The following is a 21,687-nucleotide window of genomic DNA, read 5'->3' on the forward strand; positions in this document are numbered from 1 at the left end:
CGGCATGCCGAGCACGGCCTCTTCCTCTGCGGCCGAGTCGGAGACGACGCGGGCCGCGCGGACGCTGCGCGACCAGATCATCGACGGTGAGCGGGAGTCCGGCAGCCGGCTCGTCGAGCGCGAGCTGGCCGCCGAGCTCGGGGTCAGCCGCGTGCCGGTGCGCGAGGCGCTGCGTCAGCTGGTCGCCGAGGGGCTGGTGACGCCGCGGCCGCGCACCTGGGCGATCGTGCGCGAGTTCACCGAGGAGGACGTCGCCGAGATCGAGGAGCTGCGCGTCGCGCTGGAGAGCCTGGCGTTCACCGGCGCCGCGCGCCGGCACGACGCCGCGGGCCTGGAGCGGCTGCGCGCCGTCGTCGCCCGCGGCGAGACGGCCGCCGCCGCAGGGGAGGCCGTCGTCGCGCGGCGCGCCGCGGCGGACTTCCACGCCGCCGTCGTCGAGCTCGCCGGCAACAGGCACCTGCTGCAGCTGTGGGGGACTATCGACAGCCGCGTGCGCTGGATGCTCAGCCAGCACGTCGACCTCGTCGCCGTCGCCGAGGAGCATCGGCTGCTCTGTGAGGCCGTCGCCTCCCGGGACGAGGAGCGCGTGGCGGGGATGGTGCTCGACCATGCGCGGACCAGCCGGGCCGAGCATCGCCGACGCCGGGGCATCGAGCCGGAGTCCTGAGCCTTCGTCGCGATATGTCCCGGTGAAGCGTCACCAGCGCGGTGACTGATGGAGGAGAGACGGCGGTGTGCTGCGGGCCGGCGGCCTCGTCTGCCATCCGGCCCTGACGCGGCGATCACACACCTGATGTGCCGCTGGCTCCGGGCTGAGCCGTCCCGACTGACACTTCAGGTGTGCGATCGGAATCGCCGGCTTGCCGGGGGCGGGGAACCGCACCGCGCCGCGCCGCACCGGGCAGCTGAGCCTCAGTCCGCCCGCCACTGCGCGTGCAGCGTCTCGACCAGCCGACGGAAGTCTTCGGCCATGGGCGGGTCCGTCTCGTCCACCAGCCATTGCACCTGCAGCCCGTCCATCGCGGCGATGAGCAGCCGCGCGATGTGGTCGGCCGGCGTCTCGGCGACCAGCTCGCCGTCGGCGACGGCCTGCTCGACGGCGGCGGTGATGTTCTCCCGCACGTCGTGATGATGCCGGCGGAGCCAGCGCGTGGCCGGGTGGTCCGGCGTGACGGCCTCGCCGGAGAGCGCGGTGTAGAGCCGGACCAGCGTCTCCCGCTCCTCGTTCTGCCGCACGATGCCGACCAGCGTCTCGACGAAGCGCCACCCCTGCTCCGGTGTGGTGAGCAGGTGGGCGGTGTCCTGCTCGTCGCGGCGGTCGAGCACGGCGGCGAGCAGGTCGTCCTTCGTCGCGAAATGGTGCACCAGCCCGGTCTGGCTGATCCCCGCGGCCCGCGCCACCGCACTCATCGACACGCCGCGGTACCCCTGCTCGGCGAAGAGCTCCTCGGCGGCGTCGAGGATCTCGGCGCGGCGCTGGACGGAGTCGGCGCCGCGCGGCCTGCCGCTGGTGGCGCGGGGACGACGTGCGGCCATGGTCGGTGTCCTCATCACGGGAAGGGGCGGGGCCCCGGCGACAGGTGGTCGCCGGGCGGACTGGATGACCACTCTAACCGAGCATCCGCGGCCCGCCGGACTTCGACGGCGGGCCCGGTGGCGGGCCCGGTGGCAGGCCCGGTGGCAGGCTCGGTGGCAGGCCCGACGACGCCGGCCCGGGGAGGAGCCGCCATTCCTCCCCGGGCCGCACGAGGTCCCGGTCCGCCCTGCTCAGCCCAGGGGCAGCCGCGCCCGCACGTCGCCCAGCCCGCGGGCGACGAGCAGCTCGCCGCCGGTCAGCCGGGCCCAGGCGCCGGAGGCGGCGTCCCAGCGGCGGAACAGCCGCCGGTCGCAGGCGACCTCCACCGTGGCGGCGGCCCCCGCGGCGACGTCGACGCCCTGGTAGCCGACCAGCCGCACCGGCTGCCCGGCCTCGGCCGGCTGGAAGTAGACCTGCACCGTCTCGCGCGAGTCGCGGCCGCCGGTGTTGGCCACCGACACGCGCACCGAGGGCGCCGCGGCCGCGCCGGCCTGCTCGCCCGGCTCGACCAGCTCGGCCTCACCGTACTCCCAGGAGCCGTAGCCCAGCCCGTGGCCGAACCAGAACAGCGGTGCGTCAGCGTCGCCGGCGGCCCAGCCGCGGTGGCCGATGGCGGTGCCGTCGGCGTAGTCCAGGCCCAGGTCGTCGCCGGGCGTGGTGGACCAGGCCGGGGCGGCGCCGTCGGCGGCGGGGTAGGTGGTGACCAGCCGGCCGGTGGGCTCCAGCTCCCCGGAGAGCGCCGCGGCGATCGCATGGCCGCCCTCCTGGCCGGGCAGCCCGGCGATGAGCACGGCGTCGACGGCGTCGAGCCACGGCATGAGCACCGGGGTGGCGGCGTTGACCACCACGACGGTCTTCTCCGCGGCCGCGGCGACGGCGTGCACCAGGTCGTCCTGCCGACCGGGCAGCGCCAGCGTGGTCTTGTCCGCGGCCTCGGTCTCGTCCTCCTCGGTCAGCCCGACCACGACGACGGCGGTGCCGGCGCGCGCGGCGGCCGCGGCGGCGTCGTCGATCAGCTCATCGTCGCCGGGGCCGGCGGCGGAGGCGGTCAGCGTCAGCCGGCCGAAGGCTCCCATGGCCAGCAGATGCGACTCCTCGGAGAGGTTGAGCTCCGTGCGCGGCAGCAGCTTCTCCCGCCAGTCGACCGGCTCGAGGTCGGCGACGGCGGTGATCACCGAGTCCGCGGCCAGGTCCACGCGCCGGTCGAAGGCCGGCGGGCAGAGCATGCCCTCGCCCGGGTCGATGCCGGTGAAGGTGAGGTGCTCGGCGATCTGCTGCTCCTGACCGGCGGAGTCGGTGTGGTGCAGGGTCCAGCGGGCCGCGCCGACGGCGCCGAGGTCGGCCGCTCCGCCGGGATGGGCGAGGCGGGTGCGCAGGGTGACCCGCGCCGGCGTGCCGGTGAAGTCGTCGTCGAAGCCCAGCGAGAGGGAAGGCGTCGACGAGGTGCGCCGGCTGAGCACAGTGCCCTCGGCGTCGGTGATGGTCACTTCGAGGCCGGCCTCGCCGGTCTCCGGGTGGGTGAGCAGCGCCGCGTCGGCCTCCAGCGGGCGACGGCGCACCGCCGGGCCGTCGAGCACCGGCACCTCGGCGCCGAAGGTCGCGGCCACACCCTCGGCCACTGAGGCGTAGTAGGGGGCGTTGACCTGAGCCGAGCCGCCGCCCATGTCCTGGGTCTTCAGCGCGTGGCGGCCGACGACGGCCAGCGTCTCCGCGGTCAGCGCCTCGGAGGACCCGGCGGTCAGCGGCAGGGCGTCGCCGTCGTTCTTCACCACGACCATGCCGCGGGCGGCGAGCCGCTTGAGCTGCTCGGCGCGCAGGCTGGAGCCCGGGGCGGGGAAGGCCTCGTCGAAGGAGCGCACGCCGTCGCCGGTGTCCAGGCCGCCGGTGCGGTCGGCCAGACGCAGCAGGCGGGCGAGGTGGTCGTCGACCGTCGACTCGGCGACGCGGCCGTCGCGGACGGCGGCGACCAGGTGCTCGCCCCAGGGCCCGTCCGGGCCGGGCATGACCAGGTCCAGGCCGCCGTTCGCCGCCGGGGCGGTGCGCTTGGTGGCGAACCAGTCGCTCATGATCAGCCCGTCCCAGCCCCACTCGTCCTTGACGATGCGGTTCTGGACCTCGTCCTGCTCGGTGGCGGGCACGCCGTTGACGTCGTTGTAGGCGGCCATCATCGACCAGGCCCCGGCGTCCTCGACGGCCATCTCGAAGGGCAGCAGGTAGACCTCGCGCAGAGCCTCCTCGCTGACGCGGGAGTCCATGAAGTTGCGCAGCTCCTCGGACTCGTTGGCCACCAGATGCTTCAGGCAGGCCGCGGTGCCGGCGCTCTGCAGGCCCTGCACGTAGTGGGATGCCGTGCGCCCGGTGAGGTAGGGGTCCTCCGAGTAGCCCTCGAAGAGCCGCCCGCCCAGCGGGGTGCGGTGCAGGTTGATCGTCGGGCCCAGCACCACGTGGATGTTCTGCCGGCGGGCCTCCTCGGAGAGCATCTCACCGACCTGGCGGGCGACGTCGTCGTCCCAGGCCCCGGAGACCAGCGTGGCGTTGGGGAAGAGCGCGACGTGGTCGCCGCCGATGAACTTCAGGCCGCGCACGCCGGTGGGGCCGTCGGAGAAGGCCAGCGGGGCCAGGCCGATCCCGCCGTTCCCCGGCAGGGTGAAGGCCGTCTCGCCGGTGAGCAGGTGGACCTTCTCCTCCAGCGGAAGCTGCGCGATCAGCGCGGCGTAGTCGGTGGAGTCGGCGGCGTCGGCCGCGGTTCCGGAGGTGGAGGTGACGGTCATGCTCACTTCGCTTTCTTGATCGGGATGATGACGAGGGCGCCGGCGACAGCCGCAGCGGCTGCGGCGCCGAGCAGCAGGGTGTAGTTCGGGCCGGAGGCTCCGGCGGCGGTGGCCAGCAGGAAAGCGCCGACGTACGGCGCCAGCGACTGCGGGCCGGCGTTGGCGAGGTTGAAGACGCCGAGGTCCTTGGCGGTGTCGTCCTTGTTCGGCAGCACCTGCAGCACCAGGGCCATGTCCACGCCCATGTAGATGCCGAAGGCCGCGCCCAGCAGGACCTCGACCAGGTAGAACTCCAGCGGCGAGTCGATGTGCATCAGCAGGTAGCTGCCGACGGCGAACATGATGGCCGAGATGCCGACGAGCGCCTTGCGACGGCCGGTCTTGTCCGAGATCCAGCCGGCGAGGTAGCCGATCGGCACCAGAGTGATGGTGTAGACCAGCACGCCGTTGAGCACCACGCCGTTGGCCTCCGCCTCGGGGACGCCGAGGCGGTCTTGGACGAAGGTCAGCCGGAACGTGGTGAACAGGAAGGCCGAGAGGATCACCAGGAAGCGGGACCACCAGACGAAGGCGTAGTCCGGGTGCTTGATCGGGCTGACCCAGAAGGAGCGCAGGATCTCGAGGAGGCTGAACCGCGGCGGCCGCTCGGTGCGCACCGGGTCGGGCAGGATCACCGCGTAGATCGTCATGCCGATGAGGCCGAACACCGCCGGGACCATGAAGACCAGGAAGAGGCTCTCGGCGAAGACGTTCGACAGCCAGATGCCGCCGAGGATGCCGATGTTCTGCATGATCCCGATCAGCGCGGAGACTCGCGCGTATTGCTGCTGCGGCAGCTGGTCGCCGAGGGTGGCGATGAAGGGGCTCAGCGCGGCGTTGGCGCCGATCTGGGCGATGAACCAGGAGAGGGTCAGCAGCGCGGTGGTCTCCACCTGGGTGACCATCAGCATGCCCAGCGCCATGACCAGCGCTCCGCCGACGAGCCAGGGGCGGCGCCGGCCGAACCGGGACATGGTGCGGTCGGAGAGTCGACCGAAGAAGACGTTGCCGATGGCCGCGGCGATGGCCCCGGTGCCCAGGATCGTGCCGACCATCGAGGTCCGCTCCACGGGGTCCTCGGTGAGGGCGCTGACCTTCATGGCCATCGAGACCATCACCGGCCCCATCAGTGCGGTGAAGAGTCCCAGCTGCGCCGCACAGAGCGCGATCAGGAAGCCGATGCTCTTCGGCTCGGTGGGGGTCTCGCCGATCGGCGGAGTGTTGGCCCAGCGCACGCCGAAGCGCGGGCCGGATGCGGTGGTGCTCTGACTCATGGGGACTCTCCGTGTCCTGCGAGGAATGTCGAATAGTTAGCAATCACTATTCCACGGTGTGAGCCAGGACACAAGACGTCTGGTGAGTGGGGTGGTGGGATGGTGGTGGATCCGCGATGTGTGCGCGTGGCGAGTTCGAGGCCATGGCTGAAGCCGGCGAGCGGCGGGGCCTGCGGACCGGGGAGGGTGCACGTTCAGTTGCGTCGCGACGTCACCGCGACGGCGCCGAATCCTCTGCGGGTCGCTGGCATGTCCCGGCACGCGGGAGGTGTCTCCGCCTGCCGTCCGCACATTCGCCGACTGGATGTATGCCGCGTTCGCCATGGAGGTGTCCTCTCGCCGCGTGGCCGGTCGGCAGCTGGTCGAGGTCGTCGACCGCCGCGTGCGCGCCCGGAGGGGTGCGCCGCCCGACCGGCCCGGCGTCGATCACGTCGTCCTCGCATCACGCTCCCTTCGCTGGCCTGTGGTGTTCAATATATTGAACTCCGGTTACAGTGGAGGTCGACAGTCGCCCCTGTTCCGGGAGGAGCCCCATGACCGACGTCCCGACCGTTCCCGCCGCCGCGCGCCGCGACCTCGCCGAGGAATCCGGACGTCCTGCGGCCGCGGAGACGACCTCACTGCGCGCCGTCGTCGCCGTCGACCTCGACGAGCGGCTCTGCCGGCGCATCGAGGAGCTCGAGCCGCGCATCGACCTGATCCGCGACCACTCGTTGTACCGACCGATGCGCGGACCGGCCGACTGGTCCGGCGACCCCGAGCACGTCCGCAGTCCGGAGGAGCGGAGCGCCTACGAGGAGATGATCGACTCGGCCGAGGCGCTCTTCGGACTCCCCGACGTCGACCCGTCCCAGCTGGCCCGCACCGTGGCGGCGAATCCGCGGCTGCGCTGGGTCCACGCGACGGCGGCGGGAGGAGGCGCCCAGGTGAAGGCCGCCGACCTCCCGCGCGAGGCCCTGGCATCGATCGCCTTCACCAGCAGCGCCGGAGTCCACGGCGACACGCTGGCCGAATTCGCGCTCTTCGGCGTCCTCGCCGGGGCGAAGGACCTGCCGCGGCTGCAGGCCCAGCAGCGCGAGCACCGCTGGACGCAGCGCTGGGAGATGCGCCAGATCGACGAGATGACCGTGCTGGTCGTCGGCCTGGGCGGGATCGGCTCGTCGGTCGCCGAGAAGCTCGATGCCCTCGGCGCGACGGTGGTCGGCACCAGCCGCTCGGGGCGCCCCGTCGACGGGGTGGACCGGATCGTCGATGTCGCCGATCTGCCCTCGGCGGCGGCCGAGGCCGACGCCGTCGTCGTCACCCTGCCGGGCACCGCGGCCACCGAGGGGCTGGTCGGCCGCGACGTGCTCGACGCGATCAAGCCCGGCGCCACGGTGGTCAACGTCGGGCGCGGCACGGTGATCGACGAGGATGCGCTCGTCGCCGCCCTCGACGACGGCCGGGTCGGCTTCGCCGCCCTCGACGTCTTCGCCGTCGAGCCGCTCCCGGAGGACAGCCCGCTGTGGGACCATCCGCATGTGCTGGTCAGCCCGCACACCGCCGCGCTGAATCGCGCCGAGGAGGAGCGGATCGCGAAGATGTTCGCGGAGAACGCCCGACGCCTCCTCGACGGGGAGCCGATGCGCAGCCGCGTGGATACCATGGAGTTCTACTGACAATCTCCAGAGACGTCCCGCCCGCTCCGGACGACGGGCGGGATCGTCGCCCACGGGCCTGCCCACAGGCCCGACGAGCAGCATCGCCCCGGGGACCTCAGGCCCCGCGGAGGAAGGTCGGCCATGTCCCAGAGCCCCGATCGGGACCCCTCGCCGGCGGTCACCCGCTCCCTGCGCATCCTCGATCTGCTGGCCGAGGCGGACGGACGGCCCCTGCCCCCGGCCGAGATCGCCCGCACTCTGAGCCTGGCGAAGTCCTCGACCACGAACCTCATCGCGGCCCTCGAGGACGGCGGGATGCTGCGACGGTCCCCGCAGGGCTGCACGCTGGGGCGGCGCACCGCCGAGATCGGCGGATCCTACGCCGAGCAGTTCAACCAGGCGCGCGAGTTCTACGCCGTCTGCGAGGCCTCCGAGGTGCTGGCCGGCCACGTGGTGCAGATGACCGTCCTCGCCGGACTCGACGCGCTGTATCTGGCGCGCCATGAGGGTCGCCGCCGCTACCGCCTGGGCACGCCGCTGGGCTCCCGGCTGCCCGCGACGCTGACGGCTGCCGGCAACGCCCATCTGATGCGGATGAGCGACGAGGAGATCATCGAGCTGGTCGGCCCCACCGAGCCGTTTCCGCAGCTCACCCGCGACAGCGTGGTGGATCTGGCCGGGCTGCTGGACAAGATCCGCCGGGGGCGCCGTCGTGGCTACACCGTCGACGTCAACGAATCCGTCCACGGAGTCACCGGCATCGCGGTGCCGCTGGAGCCCTGGACGCCCAGCGATCCCCCGTTCGCGCTCGGGGTGCCGCTGCCCGCCGAGGAGGCCGACGAGGACTCGGTCGGCTGCGTCGCCGCCGCCCTGCAGGATGCCGTCGCCCAGCTGTCGAACCCCTTCGCGCGCCGCACCTCCTGAGGCGCCCGGCCGCACTCTGACGTGCGCCGCGGACTCCGGCCGCCTGCCGAGCGCGACGTCACGGGCCCTCCCCTTTCGGGACACGGCCTCGCCCGTCTTTCGGCCGCCGTCACGCGATCCCTCGGGCGGTTCATCATCTTGAACGTGATTCAGAATATGGTTACGCTGGCCGCATGCTGGATGTGCTCCAGCACACACTGCGCACTGTGAGTGCGTCCCAGACATGCCCCCGGACGACTGAGGAGATGCCGGTGAAGGAGCCGCAGAACCCCGCCGCGGAGGAGGACCCGGAGTACGTCGCGAACCTGCGACGCGCGACTCTGGCCTCCACCGTCGGATCCGCCCTGGAATACTTCGACTTCGCGCTGTACGGCCTCGCCTCGGCGCTGATCTTCAACCGTCTGTTCTTCTCGAACCTCGATCCCGCCATGGGCGTTGTCGCGTCGCTGGCCACCTTCGGCGTCGGCTTCGTCGCCCGCCCGCTCGGCGGCCTGTTCTTCGGCACGCTCGGGGACCGGATCGGCCGCAAGTGGGTCCTCGTGGTGACCATCCTGCTCATGGGCGGCTCCACGACGCTGATCGGCGCACTGCCCACCTACGAATCGATCGGCATCTGGGCGCCGATCCTCCTGACGGTGCTGCGCCTGGCCCAGGGCTTCGGCGCCGGCGCCGAGCAGGCGGGCGCGACCGTCCTGATGGCCGAGTACTCACCCATCCGACGGCGCGGGTATCTCTCGTCGCTGCCCTTCATCGGCATCCAGCTCGGCACCCTGATGGCCTCGGTGGTCTATGCGGCGCTCTCCGCACTGCCCGACGCCATCTTCGTCGAATGGGCCTGGCGCGTGCCGTTCCTCTGCTCCTTCGTCCTCATCCTGCTGGCGCTGTTCATCCGGGCCCGACTGAAGGAGACGCCCACCTACGTGGAGCTGGAGAAGAACGAGGACGTCACCAAGCAGCCGCTCCGTCAGGTGCTCACCGGCGGGCTGCCCGGCGTGGTCGCCGGCATCGGGCTGCGCATGGCCGAGAACGGCGGTTCGTACATGATGCAGACGCTGGCGCTGAGCTTCGCCACCGGCACGGCTGCCGCGACTGTGGACCAGTCGCTGGCCACCTGGGGCATCACCCTGGGCGCCCTGATCGGCATCGCCGTCATCCCGATCACCGGCCGCCTCTCCGACCGCATCGGCCGTCTCCCCATCTACCGAGCCGGGTCACTGTTCCTGCTGGTCTTCTCCTTCCCCGGCTGGTGGCTGCTGCAGACCGGCAGTCCTGTCGCGGTGATCGCAACAGTGGCGATCGGCTACGGCGTCGGCGTCAACACCATGCTCGGACCGCAGTGCGCGATGCTGCCGGAGCTCTTCGGCAATCGGCATCGCTACCTGGGGGTGGCCATGGCCCGCGAGCTCTCCGCCGTGCTGGCCGGCGGTCTGGCCGGCGTCGTCGGCGCCTGGATGCTGGCGGTGTCCGACGGCAACTGGCTGCTCCCGGCGATCTACATGGCGACGCTGGCGGCGATCACCACGGCGGCGACGGTGCTCACGCCGGAGACCCGGGGCCGCGATCTGCTGCGCATCGAGGACGCGGTGCGCATCTCCGACGACGAGCAGGGTCCGCTCCCCGACGTGTCGGCACCTTCCCCGCGGGGTGTCGAGCCGTCGTCCGGAACCCCCGCTGACGTGGGCCGCAGAGACCGCGTCGAACATTCGGTCTGACGGGTTCTTCACGGGCCACGGAGTCGCCCCTCCCCTCGACTCCGTGGCCCGACGTCTTGCAGGCGACCGGGAAGACGTGTCGTCATGGCACGGCGCGACGGGATGCGCGATGCGCGCAGAAGCCTTCCTCACGGCTTCGGCGCGCGTCTCCCGTGTCCGGCCCCTGTCGCCGTGCCGAAGAACTGCTCCGAGGAGTTCAGGACCACAGCGTCGGAGCGTCTCGAGTCCGGCATGCCCCCGCAGCAGGTCTGCCGGGATCTGGGTGTCTCGGAGTCGGCCCTGCAGCTGCTGGCTGCGTGGCGCACTCCGGTCGGGGCGGCGCGTTCCGATCATGGACGTGCCGGCGGACATGGGCGACCCATCGGCTGGCCGGTTCGATGGGCCGAATCGGCGCCGTCGTCGGCGGATCAGTCCCGCGGCACCGGGCCCAGCGAGCGCAGCTGCGTGACGTGGTCCGGTTCCAGTTCAGCGACGCTGGTGACCTGCAGCAGCTTCATCGTGCGCTCGACCTCCTCGGAGAGCAGCTCCACGGCTCGGTCCACGCCCCGGCGCCCGCCGGCCATCAGGCCGTAGAGGTAGGCCCGGCCCACCAGCGCGAAGTCCGCGCCGAGCGCGAGCGCGGCGACGACGTCGGCGCCGTGCATGATGCCGGTGTCGACGATGACCTCGACGTCGTCGCCGACCTCGCGGACCACCTCCGGCAGCAGGTGGAAGGGCACCGGCGCGCGGTCCAGCTGCCGGCCGCCGTGATTGGACAGCACCAGGCCGTCCACGCCGAGGTCGGTGAGCTTCTTCGCGTCCTCCACCGTCTGGACGCCCTTGACCACCAGGCGTCCCGGCCACCGGTCGCGGATCTCGCGCAGGTCCTCGACGTCGATGGTCGGGTCCATCGCGGAGTTCAGCAGTTCGCCGACGGTGCCGCCGGTGGAGGAGAGCGAGGCGAACTCCAGCGGCGGCGTGGTCAGGAAGTCCCACCACCACCAGGGGCGCGGGATCGCATTCAGCACAGTGCCGAGACTCAGCTGCGGCGGGATCGAGAATCCGTTGCGCTTGTCCCGCCGGCGGGAGCCGGCCACCGGGGTGTCCACGGTGAACAGCAGCGTGTCGAATCCGGCGGCCGCCGCGCGGTCGACGAGGCCGAAGGAGATGGAGCGGTCGCGCATGACGTAGAGCTGGAACCAGTTCCGGCCGTCCGGGTTGGCCTGCTTCACGTCCTCGATGGAGCTGGTGCCCAGCGTGGAGAGGGAGAACGGGATCCCCGCCGCGCCGGCGGACCCGGCTCCGGCGATCTCGCCCTCGGTCTGCATCAGCCGGGTGAACCCGGTCGGAGCGATGCCGAAGGGCTGGGCCGAGGGCCCGCCGAGGATCGTGGTGCTGGTGTCGACGTCGGAGACGTCATGGAGCACGCCGGGGTGGAACTCGACGTCCTCGAAGGCCTGGCGGGCCCGCTGCAGGGACACCTCCGCCTCGGCGGCGCCGTCGGTGTAGTCGAAGGCCGCCGCCGGGGTGCGGCGGCGGGCGATCGTCCGCAGATCGTCGATCGACTGCGCGCGTGCCAGGCGGCTGCCGACGCGGTCGAGGCTGGGGCGTCGGAACTGCATCAGCTCGACGAGCTCGCGGGGGTCGGGGATCTGACGCTTCACCATGCGGGAGTCTCCTTCGGGAGGGCGCAGTCCGAGGTCGCCGGCCGGCGCCGAGGCGAGCGGGTCGTCGGCGGCGCGTCCACGGCCTGGTGTGTGGTCTGCGCATTCAGTGGTCTGACCACACTGACGATACGACTGGACGCCGTCGTGGTCAACGGTGGCAGCTCGGGCGCCGTCGAGTTGGAGCCGTCGAGTCGGAGACGTTGACGCACGTCACATTCTCCGGCTACTCTCCTCAAATGGTCAGACCACATAGGTGGTTGACCGTACCCCTCGCCAGCCCGCTCCCGAAGGGACGACCGCTGTGGACTCCATCGCCTGGTACAGCCTGCTCGCCATCGCTCCGATCCTCGTCGTCGGCATCCTGCTGGCGGTGCTCCGCTGGCCCGCCAAGTACGCCATGCCGGTGGGCTACCTGGTCGCGGTCACGATCGCCTGGCTCACCTGGGACATGGCCCCGGCCACTGTGGCCGCCGCCTCCCTGGAGGGGCTCGTCATCGCCGGGACCATGCTCTACATCGTCTTCGGCGCGCTGCTGCTGCTCGCCACCGTGGTCGGCTCCGGGGCCATGGAGGCCATCAAGGCCGGGTTCAACCGCATCTCCCCGGACCCGCGCATCCAGGCGATCATCATCGGCTGGCTCTTCGGCTCGTTCATCGAGGGAGCCTCCGGGTTCGGGACCACCGCCGCCGTGGTGGCGCCGCTGCTGCTGGCCATGGGCTTCCCCGCGATGGCGGCGGTGATGGTCGGGCTGATCGTGCAGTCCACCCCGGTCAGCTTCGGCGCCGTCGGCACCCCGATCCTCATCGGCGTCGGCGACGGTCTGAACAGCAGCTCCGACGCCGTGCAGTCCCGCCTGGCGGAGACCGGGCTCAGCTACTCGGAGTACATCGCCGAGATCGGCCTGCATGTCGCCCTGATCCACGCCGCCGTCGGCCTGCTGATCCCGATGCTGATCGTCGTCCTGCTCACCGGGTTCTTCGGACCGGGCCGCAGCTTCGCCGACGGGCTGAAGGTCGCGCCCTTCGCGGTGTACGCCTCAGTGGCGATGACGGCGCCCTCAGTGCTGGTGGCCTGGCTGCTCGGTCCGGAGTTCCCCGCGCTGCTGGGCGGATTCGCCGGCCTGATGCTGGTGATGCTGACCTCCTCGAAGGGCTTCCTCATGCCCCGGACGACCTTCAGCTTCGGCCCGCGGGCGGAGTGGGAGACGCGCTGGACCGGCCGGATCGCCCCCGAACAGTCCGCGCAGGCCGAGGGTCGGGCGCCGATCAGCCTGCTGCGGGCGTGGTCGCCCTACCTGGTGCTGGCCGGCCTGCTGGTCGCCACCCGTGTCATCGAGCCGCTGACCGAGCTGCTCACCACCCCGGGCCTGACCCGCTTCGTGATCCCCGACCTGCTGGGCGTGGAGGGGATCAGCGCGACGCTGGACCCCTTCTACCTCCCCGGATTCCTGCTGATCCTCGCCGTCGTCTTCGGCTACGGCATCTACCGGATGTCCGGCGCGCAGATCCTGCGGACCTGGCAGACCGCCGGTCGGCAGCTCGCCGGCACGGCCGTCGCGCTGCTCTTCGCCGTCCCCCTGGTGCGCGTGCTGCTGCAGTCGGGCATCAACGAGTCCGGGCTGGAGAGCATGCCGGTCATGCTCGCCGAAGGGGCCTCGACGCTGACCGGCGGGGCCTGGCCGTTCTTCGCCCCCTTCCTGGGCGCGCTGGGCGCCTTCGTGGCCGGTTCGAACACCATCTCGAACCTGACCTTCGCGCAGTTCCAGTGGTCCACCGGCGCCCAGATCGGCGTCAGCCCGGAGACCGTCGTGGCCGCGCAGGCGGTCGGCGGCGCCGGCGGCAACCCGATCTCGGTGCACAACATCGTCGCCGCCTCGGCCACTGTCGGCCTGCTCGGCCGCGAGGGCGACCTGCTGCGCAAGGTGCTGCTGGTGACGCTGTACTACTGCACCGCAGGCGGATCGATCACCTACGTCATGGCCCACGGGTTCGGCCTCAACCTCGGCACGATCGGGCTGTTCGTCGTCGTCGCCGGGCTGGGGACGCTGGCCGCGGGGGTGATGCGGCGCGATCGTGCCGGTCGTGCCCGTCTGCAGGGTGAGAAGTGACCCGGCGGCAGTGATAGAAAGGAATCATGTCAGCTTCCTCCCCGGACGACTCCGGTCCCGCCATCGACTGGTCGCCCGTGCCGCGCAGCCGTGCGCACGAGCTGGTCATCGACGCGATCGAGGACCAGGTCATGGCCGGCCGGCTGACCGTCGGGGACTCCCTCCCGCCCGAGCGGGATCTGGCGACCAAGCTGGAGGTCAGCCGGGCCAGCGTCCGTGAGGCCATCCGCGTGCTGGAGAGCCAGGGGGTCCTGCAGTCCCGGGTGGGCTCCGGCCGGTCCGCCGGGACGGTGATCACTGCGATGCCCAGCGCCGCGCTGACCCGCCTGCTGCGGATGCACGTGGGCCTGTCGAACTTCCCCGTCGACGACGTCGTCGAGGTGCGCGTGGCCCTCGAGCGCGCCAGTGTCCTGCTGGCCGCCGAGCACGCCGACGAGGAGCGGCTCGCCGCCATCCGCGAGCCCCTCGACCGCATGGAGTCCGCCGAGGTGCCGCTGGAGGAGTTCAACGACGCCGATACCGCCTTCCACGTGGCCATCGCCGAGGCCGCGGGGAACCGGCTGGTCGCCGATCTCACCACCGCGATCCGCAGCTCCCTGCGACAGGTGATCCTCCGGGCCTTCCACGACATGGACGACTCCCAGGACCTCCGGCAGAGCCTGCAGGCCCAGCACCGCGAGATCTATGCCGCGATCGCCGCCGGGGACGGTCCGCGCGGAACCCGGCTGACCGAGGAGCACATCCGCTTCGCCCATCGCGCCCTGCCCGAGATGCGCCGCCCCGCCTCGTGATCCCGGCCGTCGCGCGCGACGGCCCGGGCGGGGCGTGCCGCGGCGGCGTCAGGCGATCACATGCGCCGGATCCGACGGCGTGATCTCCAGGAAGCGCGGCGTCCGGTGTCCGGCCTCGGCGCAGGCCGAGGCGACGGCTCCGGTGATCGTGGCGACGTCGTCGGCGCGGCAGAGCAGCAGCGCCGAGCCGCCGAAGCCGCCGCCGATCAGCCGCGCCCCGGGCGCGCCCTTCTCCACGGCGGTCTCGACGACGGTGTTCGCCGCGGGGAAGGAGACCTCGGCCTCGTCGCGCATCGAGGCGTGGCCGGCGGTCATCAGATTGCCCACCAGCATCGCGGTGGACTCGGCGTCGAGCTCGTCGTCGGAGAGGAAGCCGTGCAGCTCCTCGGAGCGGACCATCTCGGTCAGCGCATGCCGCAGGCGACGCCGGCAGGCCGCACGGTCGCGGGCCGGGGCGCCGTCGACGGGCGACGGCAGGGTCTCGCCCGCGCCGGCGCGCTCGTCGAAGCGCCGCAGCACTGCGGAGACGTCGGCGGTGCCGGGGCGATCGGGCAGCAGGTCGCGCAGCCGCTCGACCTCGAGCAGGCGCATCGCCGCCTCGGAGTCGGCGCGGCGGTCGTCGAACTGGCCGTCGCCCAGCCAGTGCGCCTGGCCGGTGTCCACGGCGACGAACCGGTGGTCGGCCAGCAGGCCGGAGGCCGGGATGCGATCGACGGTGAAGTCGCGGCAGTCCAGCGAGAGCAGATGCGCGGCCCGTCCGCGCAGGCTGACGGTCTGGTCGAGCCCGCCGGTGCCGGCGCCGACCATCTCCACCTCCGCGCGCACGCAGGCCGCGGCCAGCCGGGCGCGCAGCTCGTCGGTGAGCGCGGCGTCCAGCGCGGCGCCGGGGTTCGCGCGGCCCAGCGGCGTGGCCATCGCGACGAAGGCCAGCATCGCCGAGCACTCCAGCGCCGCCGAGGACGACAGCCCGCCGCCGATCGGCAGCGTGGAGGTGATCAGCAGGTCGGCGCCGAAGCTCTCGTCGACGGCGAGCTCGTCGATCTCCTCGCCGAGCGCGCGCAGCGCCCAGAGCGTGCCGCCGACGTACTTGGTCCAGCCGCAGGGCTGATCGTCGGTGATGGTGTGGACGTCGGCGTCGGGGCCGGAGGTGACCTCGCTGATGCAGACCTGCTGGACGCCGGCGTCGAGCGTCGGCTCCAGCGTGCGCAGGTACAGCATGCCGTCGGTGCGCGGCGCGGCGGCGACGTAGGTGCCGTGGGCCAGGGCCATCGGCAGGCAGCGGCCGCCGTGGAAGTCGACGTGCTCTCCGTTGAGGTTCGCCCGGCCCGGGGCGAACCAGACGCCGGAGGGGCCGTGCCCGAACTCCTCGGCGAACTGCGAGGTGAGGCTGCGGCGGATCTCGGCGGCGTCCCCGGGGGACAGCCAGGCGGCGTCTTCGGTGTCCATGCGGGCAATTCTGCCGTCTGGGCGACGACGGCGCGAAACGGGCGGCTGCGGCCCGGTCGGAGCCGCGGCATGAACGTCGCACAGCTCTCAGCGAATACGGGGAGAAAGCCCTGGCCAAGCTCCGGGGCATGTGATGTGCTGATCGGTGGATCGACCCCGATCGAGAGGAGTGCACTATGGAGACCCTGTACACCGCAGAGGCGATCGCCACGGGTGGTGGCCGCAACGGCCGCACCCGCACCGACGACGGCCGCGTGGACCTGGACCTGGCCGCCCCGCAGGCGATGGGCGGCTCCGGCGAGGGCAGCAACCCCGAGCAGCTGTTCGCCGCTGGCTATGCCGCGTGCTTCCACGGCGCGCTCCAGCTGGTCGCCAGCCAGGAGAAGGCCGAGCTGGGCGACTCCTCCGTCGGGGCCAAGGTCGGCATCGGCAAGCAGGACGACGGCGGCATGGGCCTCGAGGTCACCCTCGAGGTCGTGGTGCCGGAGCTGCCGCACGACGAGGCCCAGAGCCTGGCCGACAAGGCCCACCAGGTGTGCCCCTACTCCAACGCGACGCGGGGCAACATCGAGGTCAAGGTCGTCGTCACGGACGACTGATCGAGCCGAGAGGCGAGAATCGCCCGCGATTCTTGACCGAGGCGATCAGATGCCTCGTCCGAGGCGTTCGCCGCTGCTGAAGGGGGCCGAGCATCACGCTCGGCCCCCTTCTCGCGTCTCGGGGGATGTGCGCGCACTGAGTGGCCACGTGTGACGGCTTCTGCCCCGGATGAATCGTTCCAGCCGGCCGAGAAGTCGTCAGGAGTGGCCACTCGAGGCCGCGGCGAGCTCCGCTCACCGCATCGGCGCCCCGACCTCCTCCCGACTGAACCGTATCCGCCGCTCGGCGCCATCGCCGACGATCACCTGCGGCGCGGCCGAGGGCACCGTCGCCGAGACGTCGACGTCGGCCTCCACACCTTCCGGCAGCCGCACATCGAGCACCAGCTCCTCGCCCACGCGCTCCCAGTGGACGGTCACCAGTCCCTGCGGAGTCTCCTGCGCGGTCTCCGCCCAGGTCAGCTCCTTGGCCATCGCGCCCTGCGGCGGCTGCGGGGCGATCCGCACCCGCGCATACCCCGGTTCGGCCGGGGCGAGACCGCCGACCACGCGATGCAGCCAGGCGGCCACCGACCCCAGTGCGTAGTGGTTGAAGCTGGTCATCTCCCCGGGGTTGATGCTCCCGTCCGGCAGCATCGAGTCCCACCGCTCCCAGACCGTCGTCGCCCCCATCGTCACCGGGTAGAGCCAGGACGGGCAGCCGGTCTCGAGCAGCAGGCGGTAGGCGGTCTCGACATGCCCGGTCCGGCTCAGCGCCTCGGTGATGTAAGGGGTCCCGGCGAAGCCGGTGGAGACCTTGTACTCGGCGGCGGCCACCAGCTCGGCCAGCCGCTCGCCGGCGGCGGCCCGGCGCGGCTCGTCGAGCAGGTCGAAGACGATCGCCAGCGTGTAGACGGTCGTCGCGTCGGAGGTGATCCGCCCATCGCCGTCGACGTAGTGCTCGAGGAAGGCGGCCTGCACCCGCTCGGCCAGCGCGTGGAAGGCATCGGCGTCGTCGGGCCGGTCCAGGATCTCCGCGGTCTCGGCGACCATGCGCGCGGTGCGGATCACGCAGGCGGTGGCCACCACCGAGGGGTCGGCCTTCGCGTCGGCGGGCCGGTGCGGCGAGGCGTCGGGATCCAGCCAGTCGCCGAATTGGAAGCCGGTGTCCCACAGCCCGGTCGGCGAGAGCAGCAACTCCACGCGCCGCAGATGCGCGGTCATCGACTCATACTGCGCGTCCAGCACCTCGCGGTCGCCGTAGGCCTCCCAGAGCGCCCAGGGCACCCAGACCGCGGCGTCGGACCAGATGGCCGCCGACTCCACCGGGGTGAACTCCTCGGGCATGTCCTGGTGCTTCAGCACGTCCGGCACCACGTACGGGACGAAGCCGTCGGCGGCGCGCTGCTCCGCGGCGACGTCGCGCAGCCAGTCGGCCAGGAAGCCGCGCACGTCGAAGAGGTGGGCCGCTGTCGGCGCGAAGACGGCGATATCGCCGGTCCAGCCGAGCCGCTCGTCGCGCTGCGGGCAGTCGGTGGGCACGTCCAGGAAGTTGCCGCGCAGTCCCCACACCACGTTCTCGTGCAGCTGGTTCACCAGCTCGTGCGAGCTGCGGAAGGTGCCGGTGCGCGGCATCTCGGAGTGGACGACGACGGCGGTCAGCGCCGCGGCGGTCAGCTCGCCGGGGAAGTCGCTGACCTCGGCATAGCGGAACCCGTGGAAGGTGAAGGTCGGCTCGAAGGTGTCCTCGTCGCCGGAGAGGATGAAGCGGTCGGCGGCGTCGGCGTGGCGCAGCGGCCGGGTGCCGAGCTCGTCGTGCTCGAGGACCTCGGCATGGCGGACGGTGACCGTCTTGCCGGCGGCGCCGCGGACCGTCAGCCGGATCCAGCCCACCAGGTTCTGCCCGAAGTCCACCAGCGTTCTGCCGCTCGGCGAGGTCCAGATCCGCTGCGGGGCGATCTGTTGCTGCCGGCGCACCGGCGGGCCGATCGGCTCGACGAGCTCGGCGTCCACGCCGACGGCGGCGACGGCGGCCCAGTCGGCGTCGTCGTCGGCGCGCCGCGGCGAGGCCCAGTCGGTCTCGCGGCGTCGGGCGTCGATGGTCTGGCCGTCGTAGAGGTCGTCGGTGAGGATCTCGGACCCGCGGGCCTGCCACGACTCGTCGGTGCCGACGGTCTGGACATGGCCGTCGGCGTAGACGATGTCCAGCTGCGCCAGCAGCGCGCGATGCTCGCCGTAGAGCCGCCGCTTCTCCTGCCAGCCCAGCTGGCCGAGATGCCAGCCGTTGCCGACGACGGCGGCGAGCACATGCGGGCCCCCGTCCTCGGCGGAGGCGCCCCGCAGGCGGTCGGTGAGGTCATAGGTCTGGTACCGCAGCCGCCATTCGTAGCTGGACCAGCCGGGCGCGAGGACGTCCTCGTCCACGGGCGCGCCGTCGAGCTGCGCCTCGTAGACGCCCAGGGCGCTGGCGCGCAGCATGGCGGAGACGACGGCGCCGTGGCCGGGCTCCAGGCGGAAGACCCGGCGGAAGCGGGGTGCGGAGTCCAGCGCGGCGGCCGGGGCGACGGCGGAGGCGGTGAGCGGGGGAAGCGTGGTCATGGGCCCATTCTCTCTGTCACGGGGTGCGGGGCGGGCGGGGGTGTTGTTCAGTCTCCGGACGCGCGCGTGCTGTCCGCCGCCGGCACGGCGCCGGTGGGGATCGTGGTCTTCTCGTCGCGCAGCACCTGCGGCCGGCGCGAGACCCAGAGCAGGCCGATGAGTCCGGACACCAGGATCGCCGCGGCCAGCACCAGGAACATCAGCTCGGCGCTGTAGTCCATGATCAGTGGAGTGACCAGGCCGAACGCCGCGGCCACTGCGCGGGCGAAGGCGATGGAGATGCCCTGCGCGGTGCTGCGGTGCTCGGTGGGGATCAGCTCCTGCGACCACACCTTGAACATCGGCTCACCGGAGACGATGCCGGAGATGCCGTAGACGACGCCGAAGATGACCACCGCGGCGATGGAGATCCCGACGACTGCCGGCACCAGGCAGGCGATGATCGCCGCGATCGAGCCGAGCACGAAGCCGAGCATGCGGAAGCGCGTGTCGACGATGCGCATCAGGAAGAGCGCGGCGGCGAGGCTGCAGCCCAATCCGATCAGGCTCACCGCCGAGGCGGTGGAGACGTCAGTGCCCACGACGTTGACCAGCAGGTACTGCGAGAACTGGCCATGGGTGTTGGCGACGATGTTGGTGATCGCGTAGAAGAGCGCCACGCCGGCGAGCGTGGGCAGCCACCGGCGGGAGAACAGCCGGCGCAGGCTGGTGCGGTCGACGGCGCCGGTGTCGATGCTGATCGCGTGCCGAGTCCACAGCGGCGACTCCGGCAGTCGCAGGCGCAGCAGCAGGACGACGGTGGCGACGACGAGCAGATGGCCGTACATGATGCGCGCGCCGGCGGCGCCCATGTCGCCGACGATGATCCCGAAGACGTTGACCACCGGGATCGCGGCCATCCACAGCACATGCGAGAAGGCGACCATCTTGCCCTCGTCGTGCTCCGGGGCGGCCTCGGCGATCATCGCCAGCGAGGGCGGCAGGTCGGCGCCGGAGGCGAAGCCCAGCAGCAGGATGCCGACGTAGAGGGCGCCGACTCCCGGTGCGGCGGCCAGCAGCAGCGCGCCGATCGCGTAGAGCGTCACCGTGACGGTGAAGACGCGCCGACGGCCGAAGCGGTCGGAGAGGTTGCCGCCGATCAGCGCGCCGAGACCGATCATCAGCGTCAGCAGCCCGGAGAGCTGACCGAACTGGGCGGAGGTGATGTCCATCGGCTCCTGATAGAGCACGAGCGCGGTGCCGGTGGTGACGATGGCACCGGCGTCGAGGTAGGACGCCATGCCGGCGACGCCGGCGGTCCACCAGGCGCGTCGGCGTTCGGGAGTCGAGGGGATCAGGGGCATCGGTGCAGCTCCTCTGGTGCGGAGGGGGCGCCGGACGGGAGGGCGTCCGGTGAGCCCGGTCACGTGGTCGTGATCACTCAGCGTAGAGGTGCGTAGAACGTTTTACAAGCGGATGGTGAAACGATTCATGAAGCGCGTCGACGCGCGCCCCGGGAGGCCCAGGTCAGCGCGGGGGAGCGCTGGTGCCGCGGATCACCAGCTCGGGGGTGATCACCCGATGCGCGGGGTCGGCCCGGCCGTCCAGCCGCTGCAGCAGCAGCTCTGCGGCGAACGTCCCGGTGGACGGTCCGTCCTGATCCACAGTGCTCAGTGAGATCCGACCGATGCCGGCCACGGAGGCGTTGTCGAAGCCCACTACGGAGAGGTCCCCCGGTACGTCGAGGTCCCGCTCCTCGGCGGCGCGCAGGGTGCCCAGGGCGCTGCTGTCAGCTCCGGCGAAGATCGCCGACGGCGGGACGGCGGCGTCCAGCGCCCGGGCGGTGGCGCGGTGGCCCCCGGCCTCCGAATAGTCCGCTTCGACTACGTGGGGCGAGAGTCCATGGCGGGCCATGGCCGCGCAGTACCCGTCGAGCCGCGGCGTCTGGGACAGCACCGAAGGGCGTGCCAGCTCGCCGAGCGGTGCCGTGATGTGCGCGATCCGCCGGTGCCCGAGGGCGACGAGATGATCGACCACCAGGCCTGCGCCGAGGTGGTCGTCGGTGACCACCGAGTCATAGGAATCCGCAGGGCCGTGGCGCGCGACTGTCACCAGCGGCGCGCGGCGTCCCAGCTCCTCGAGCCACGCGGCCTCCATACCGGGGGTGATGAGGATCAGTCCGTCCATCTGGCGGTCCAGCAGGGCCTCGACGGCGCGCTTCTGCCGGGCGGGGTCCAGCCCTCCGGTGATGAGGACCTCCTGGAACGGCGTGGGCTCCAGGTGGGTGCTGATCCCCTCGATGATCTCCCACTGGAACTGCGCGGCCACGTCCAGCAGCATCACGCCCACGGTGAAGGAGCGTCCGCGCAGCGTGCGGGCTCCGGTGTGGGGGCGGTAGTCGAGGGCGTCGACGGCCGTCCTGACCTTGGTGCGCATCTCCTCGCTGACGCCGTAGGCCTCGCGGAGCACCTTCGACACTGCGGCGGTGGAGACTCCGGCCTCGGCGGCGACGTCGGCGATCGTCACCCGGCGGCGCGGTCGGGACGGGGCGTCGTCGGAGTGCTGGTCCATGGGCAGGACGCTACACGAGCGGCGAGTCCCGGTGC

At 72.0% G+C, this 21,687-nt stretch carries 15 protein-coding genes; 7 read left to right on the forward strand and 8 right to left on the reverse strand.

What is annotated here, in order from left to right:
• The first annotated feature begins 4 nt into the window (after positions 1-4).
• A complete protein-coding gene (locus ABD652_RS04435; RefSeq protein WP_344718586.1) occupies positions 5-667 on the forward strand; it encodes a GntR family transcriptional regulator in 663 nt (220 codons plus the stop codon).
• Between the two features lie 245 nt (positions 668-912).
• On the opposite strand, the gene ABD652_RS04440 is transcribed toward ABD652_RS04435, so the two are convergent.
• The 3 genes from ABD652_RS04440 to ABD652_RS04450 all read right to left on the reverse strand — a co-directional run bounded on the left by ABD652_RS04440 (position 913) and on the right by ABD652_RS04450 (position 5,660).
• A complete protein-coding gene (locus ABD652_RS04440) occupies positions 913-1,536 on the reverse strand; it encodes a TetR/AcrR family transcriptional regulator (RefSeq protein ID WP_344718588.1) in 624 nt (207 codons plus the stop codon).
• A 231-nt stretch (positions 1,537-1,767) separates the two neighbouring features.
• Positions 1,768-4,347: a glycoside hydrolase family 3 protein gene (locus ABD652_RS04445; protein ID WP_344718590.1), complete on the reverse strand. Its 2,580-nt coding sequence runs from the start codon at positions 4,345-4,347 to the stop codon at positions 1,768-1,770.
• A gap of 2 nt (positions 4,348-4,349) precedes the next feature.
• On the reverse strand, positions 4,350-5,660 hold the full coding sequence (locus ABD652_RS04450; protein WP_344718592.1) for an MFS transporter: 1,311 nt from the start codon (positions 5,658-5,660) through the stop codon (positions 4,350-4,352).
• A 533-nt stretch (positions 5,661-6,193) separates the two neighbouring features.
• Here ABD652_RS04450 and ABD652_RS04455 point away from each other — a divergent pair.
• From ABD652_RS04455 to ABD652_RS04465, 3 genes are all read left to right on the forward strand, one after another.
• The gene (locus ABD652_RS04455) at positions 6,194-7,318 is read left to right on the forward strand and encodes a D-2-hydroxyacid dehydrogenase (RefSeq protein ID WP_344718594.1); all 1,125 of its coding nucleotides are present in this window, start codon (positions 6,194-6,196) and stop codon (positions 7,316-7,318) included.
• 123 nt (positions 7,319-7,441) lie between these two features.
• Positions 7,442-8,224, forward strand: coding sequence for an IclR family transcriptional regulator (locus ABD652_RS04460; protein WP_344718596.1), 783 nt, complete (start codon positions 7,442-7,444; stop codon positions 8,222-8,224).
• A gap of 245 nt (positions 8,225-8,469) precedes the next feature.
• Positions 8,470-9,936: an MFS transporter gene (locus ABD652_RS04465; protein ID WP_344719049.1), complete on the forward strand. Its 1,467-nt coding sequence runs from the start codon at positions 8,470-8,472 to the stop codon at positions 9,934-9,936.
• A gap of 407 nt (positions 9,937-10,343) precedes the next feature.
• On the opposite strand, the gene ABD652_RS04470 is transcribed toward ABD652_RS04465, so the two are convergent.
• Positions 10,344-11,582, reverse strand: a complete 1,239-nt coding sequence (locus ABD652_RS04470; RefSeq protein WP_344718598.1) for an alpha-hydroxy acid oxidase — start codon at positions 11,580-11,582, stop codon at positions 10,344-10,346.
• Between the two features lie 301 nt (positions 11,583-11,883).
• Between ABD652_RS04470 and ABD652_RS04475 the strand changes: the two genes are divergently transcribed.
• Together ABD652_RS04475 and ABD652_RS04480 are read left to right on the forward strand one after the other, a co-directional pair.
• Positions 11,884-13,689, forward strand: a complete 1,806-nt coding sequence (locus ABD652_RS04475) for an L-lactate permease (RefSeq protein WP_344718600.1) — start codon at positions 11,884-11,886, stop codon at positions 13,687-13,689.
• Between the two features lie 26 nt (positions 13,690-13,715).
• Positions 13,716-14,480 carry a FadR/GntR family transcriptional regulator gene (locus ABD652_RS04480; RefSeq protein WP_344718603.1) on the forward strand — a complete coding sequence of 255 codons (765 nt, stop codon included), beginning with the start codon at positions 13,716-13,718 and terminating at the stop codon, positions 14,478-14,480.
• A gap of 48 nt (positions 14,481-14,528) precedes the next feature.
• On the opposite strand, the gene ABD652_RS04485 is transcribed toward ABD652_RS04480, so the two are convergent.
• Positions 14,529-15,926, reverse strand: a complete 1,398-nt coding sequence (locus tag ABD652_RS04485; RefSeq protein WP_344718605.1) for a galactokinase — start codon at positions 15,924-15,926, stop codon at positions 14,529-14,531.
• 176 nt (positions 15,927-16,102) lie between these two features.
• Between ABD652_RS04485 and ABD652_RS04490 the strand changes: the two genes are divergently transcribed.
• Positions 16,103-16,525 (forward strand): organic hydroperoxide resistance protein, encoded by a 423-nt coding sequence (locus ABD652_RS04490; protein ID WP_344718607.1) that lies wholly within the window; start codon positions 16,103-16,105, stop codon positions 16,523-16,525.
• A 234-nt stretch (positions 16,526-16,759) separates the two neighbouring features.
• Here ABD652_RS04490 and ABD652_RS04495 read toward each other — a convergent pair whose 3' ends face one another.
• The 3 genes from ABD652_RS04495 to ABD652_RS04505 all read right to left on the reverse strand — a co-directional run bounded on the left by ABD652_RS04495 (position 16,760) and on the right by ABD652_RS04505 (position 21,652).
• Complete coding sequence (locus ABD652_RS04495) at positions 16,760-19,102, reverse strand: alpha-L-rhamnosidase (protein WP_344718609.1); 2,343 nt, start codon at positions 19,100-19,102, stop codon at positions 16,760-16,762.
• Positions 19,103-19,149: 47 nt separating this feature from the next.
• The gene (locus ABD652_RS04500) at positions 19,150-20,445 is read right to left on the reverse strand and encodes an MFS transporter (RefSeq protein ID WP_344718611.1); all 1,296 of its coding nucleotides are present in this window, start codon (positions 20,443-20,445) and stop codon (positions 19,150-19,152) included.
• Between the two features lie 163 nt (positions 20,446-20,608).
• A complete protein-coding gene (locus tag ABD652_RS04505) occupies positions 20,609-21,652 on the reverse strand; it encodes a LacI family DNA-binding transcriptional regulator (RefSeq protein WP_344718613.1) in 1,044 nt (347 codons plus the stop codon).
• Between the last annotated feature and the right edge of the window lie 35 nt (positions 21,653-21,687).

The organism is Nesterenkonia halobia, assembly GCF_039536005.1.
Taxonomy (GTDB): Bacteria; Actinomycetota; Actinomycetes; order Actinomycetales; family Micrococcaceae; genus Nesterenkonia; species Nesterenkonia halobia.

What these genes read in the sequence shown, in the direction of transcription:
- ABD652_RS04435 (WP_344718586.1), top strand. Translation starts at nt 5, where the DNA reads ATGCCGAGCACGGCCTCTTCCTCTGCGGCCGAGTCGGAGACGACGCGG.
- ABD652_RS04440 (WP_344718588.1), bottom strand. Translation starts at nt 1,536, where the DNA reads ATGGCCGCACGTCGTCCCCGCGCCACCAGCGGCAGGCCGCGCGGCGCC.
- ABD652_RS04445 (WP_344718590.1), bottom strand. Translation starts at nt 4,347, where the DNA reads ATGACCGTCACCTCCACCTCCGGAACCGCGGCCGACGCCGCCGACTCC.
- ABD652_RS04450 (WP_344718592.1), bottom strand. Translation starts at nt 5,660, where the DNA reads ATGAGTCAGAGCACCACCGCATCCGGCCCGCGCTTCGGCGTGCGCTGG.
- ABD652_RS04455 (WP_344718594.1), top strand. Translation starts at nt 6,194, where the DNA reads ATGACCGACGTCCCGACCGTTCCCGCCGCCGCGCGCCGCGACCTCGCC.
- ABD652_RS04460 (WP_344718596.1), top strand. Translation starts at nt 7,442, where the DNA reads ATGTCCCAGAGCCCCGATCGGGACCCCTCGCCGGCGGTCACCCGCTCC.
- ABD652_RS04465 (WP_344719049.1), top strand. Translation starts at nt 8,470, where the DNA reads ATGCCGGTGAAGGAGCCGCAGAACCCCGCCGCGGAGGAGGACCCGGAG.
- ABD652_RS04470 (WP_344718598.1), bottom strand. Translation starts at nt 11,582, where the DNA reads ATGGTGAAGCGTCAGATCCCCGACCCCCGCGAGCTCGTCGAGCTGATG.
- ABD652_RS04480 (WP_344718603.1), top strand. Translation starts at nt 13,716, where the DNA reads ATGTCAGCTTCCTCCCCGGACGACTCCGGTCCCGCCATCGACTGGTCG.
- ABD652_RS04485 (WP_344718605.1), bottom strand. Translation starts at nt 15,926, where the DNA reads ATGGACACCGAAGACGCCGCCTGGCTGTCCCCCGGGGACGCCGCCGAG.
- ABD652_RS04490 (WP_344718607.1), top strand. Translation starts at nt 16,103, where the DNA reads ATGGAGACCCTGTACACCGCAGAGGCGATCGCCACGGGTGGTGGCCGC.
- ABD652_RS04495 (WP_344718609.1), bottom strand. Translation starts at nt 19,102, where the DNA reads ATGACCACGCTTCCCCCGCTCACCGCCTCCGCCGTCGCCCCGGCCGCC.
- ABD652_RS04500 (WP_344718611.1), bottom strand. Translation starts at nt 20,445, where the DNA reads ATGCCCCTGATCCCCTCGACTCCCGAACGCCGACGCGCCTGGTGGACC.
- ABD652_RS04505 (WP_344718613.1), bottom strand. Translation starts at nt 21,652, where the DNA reads ATGGACCAGCACTCCGACGACGCCCCGTCCCGACCGCGCCGCCGGGTG.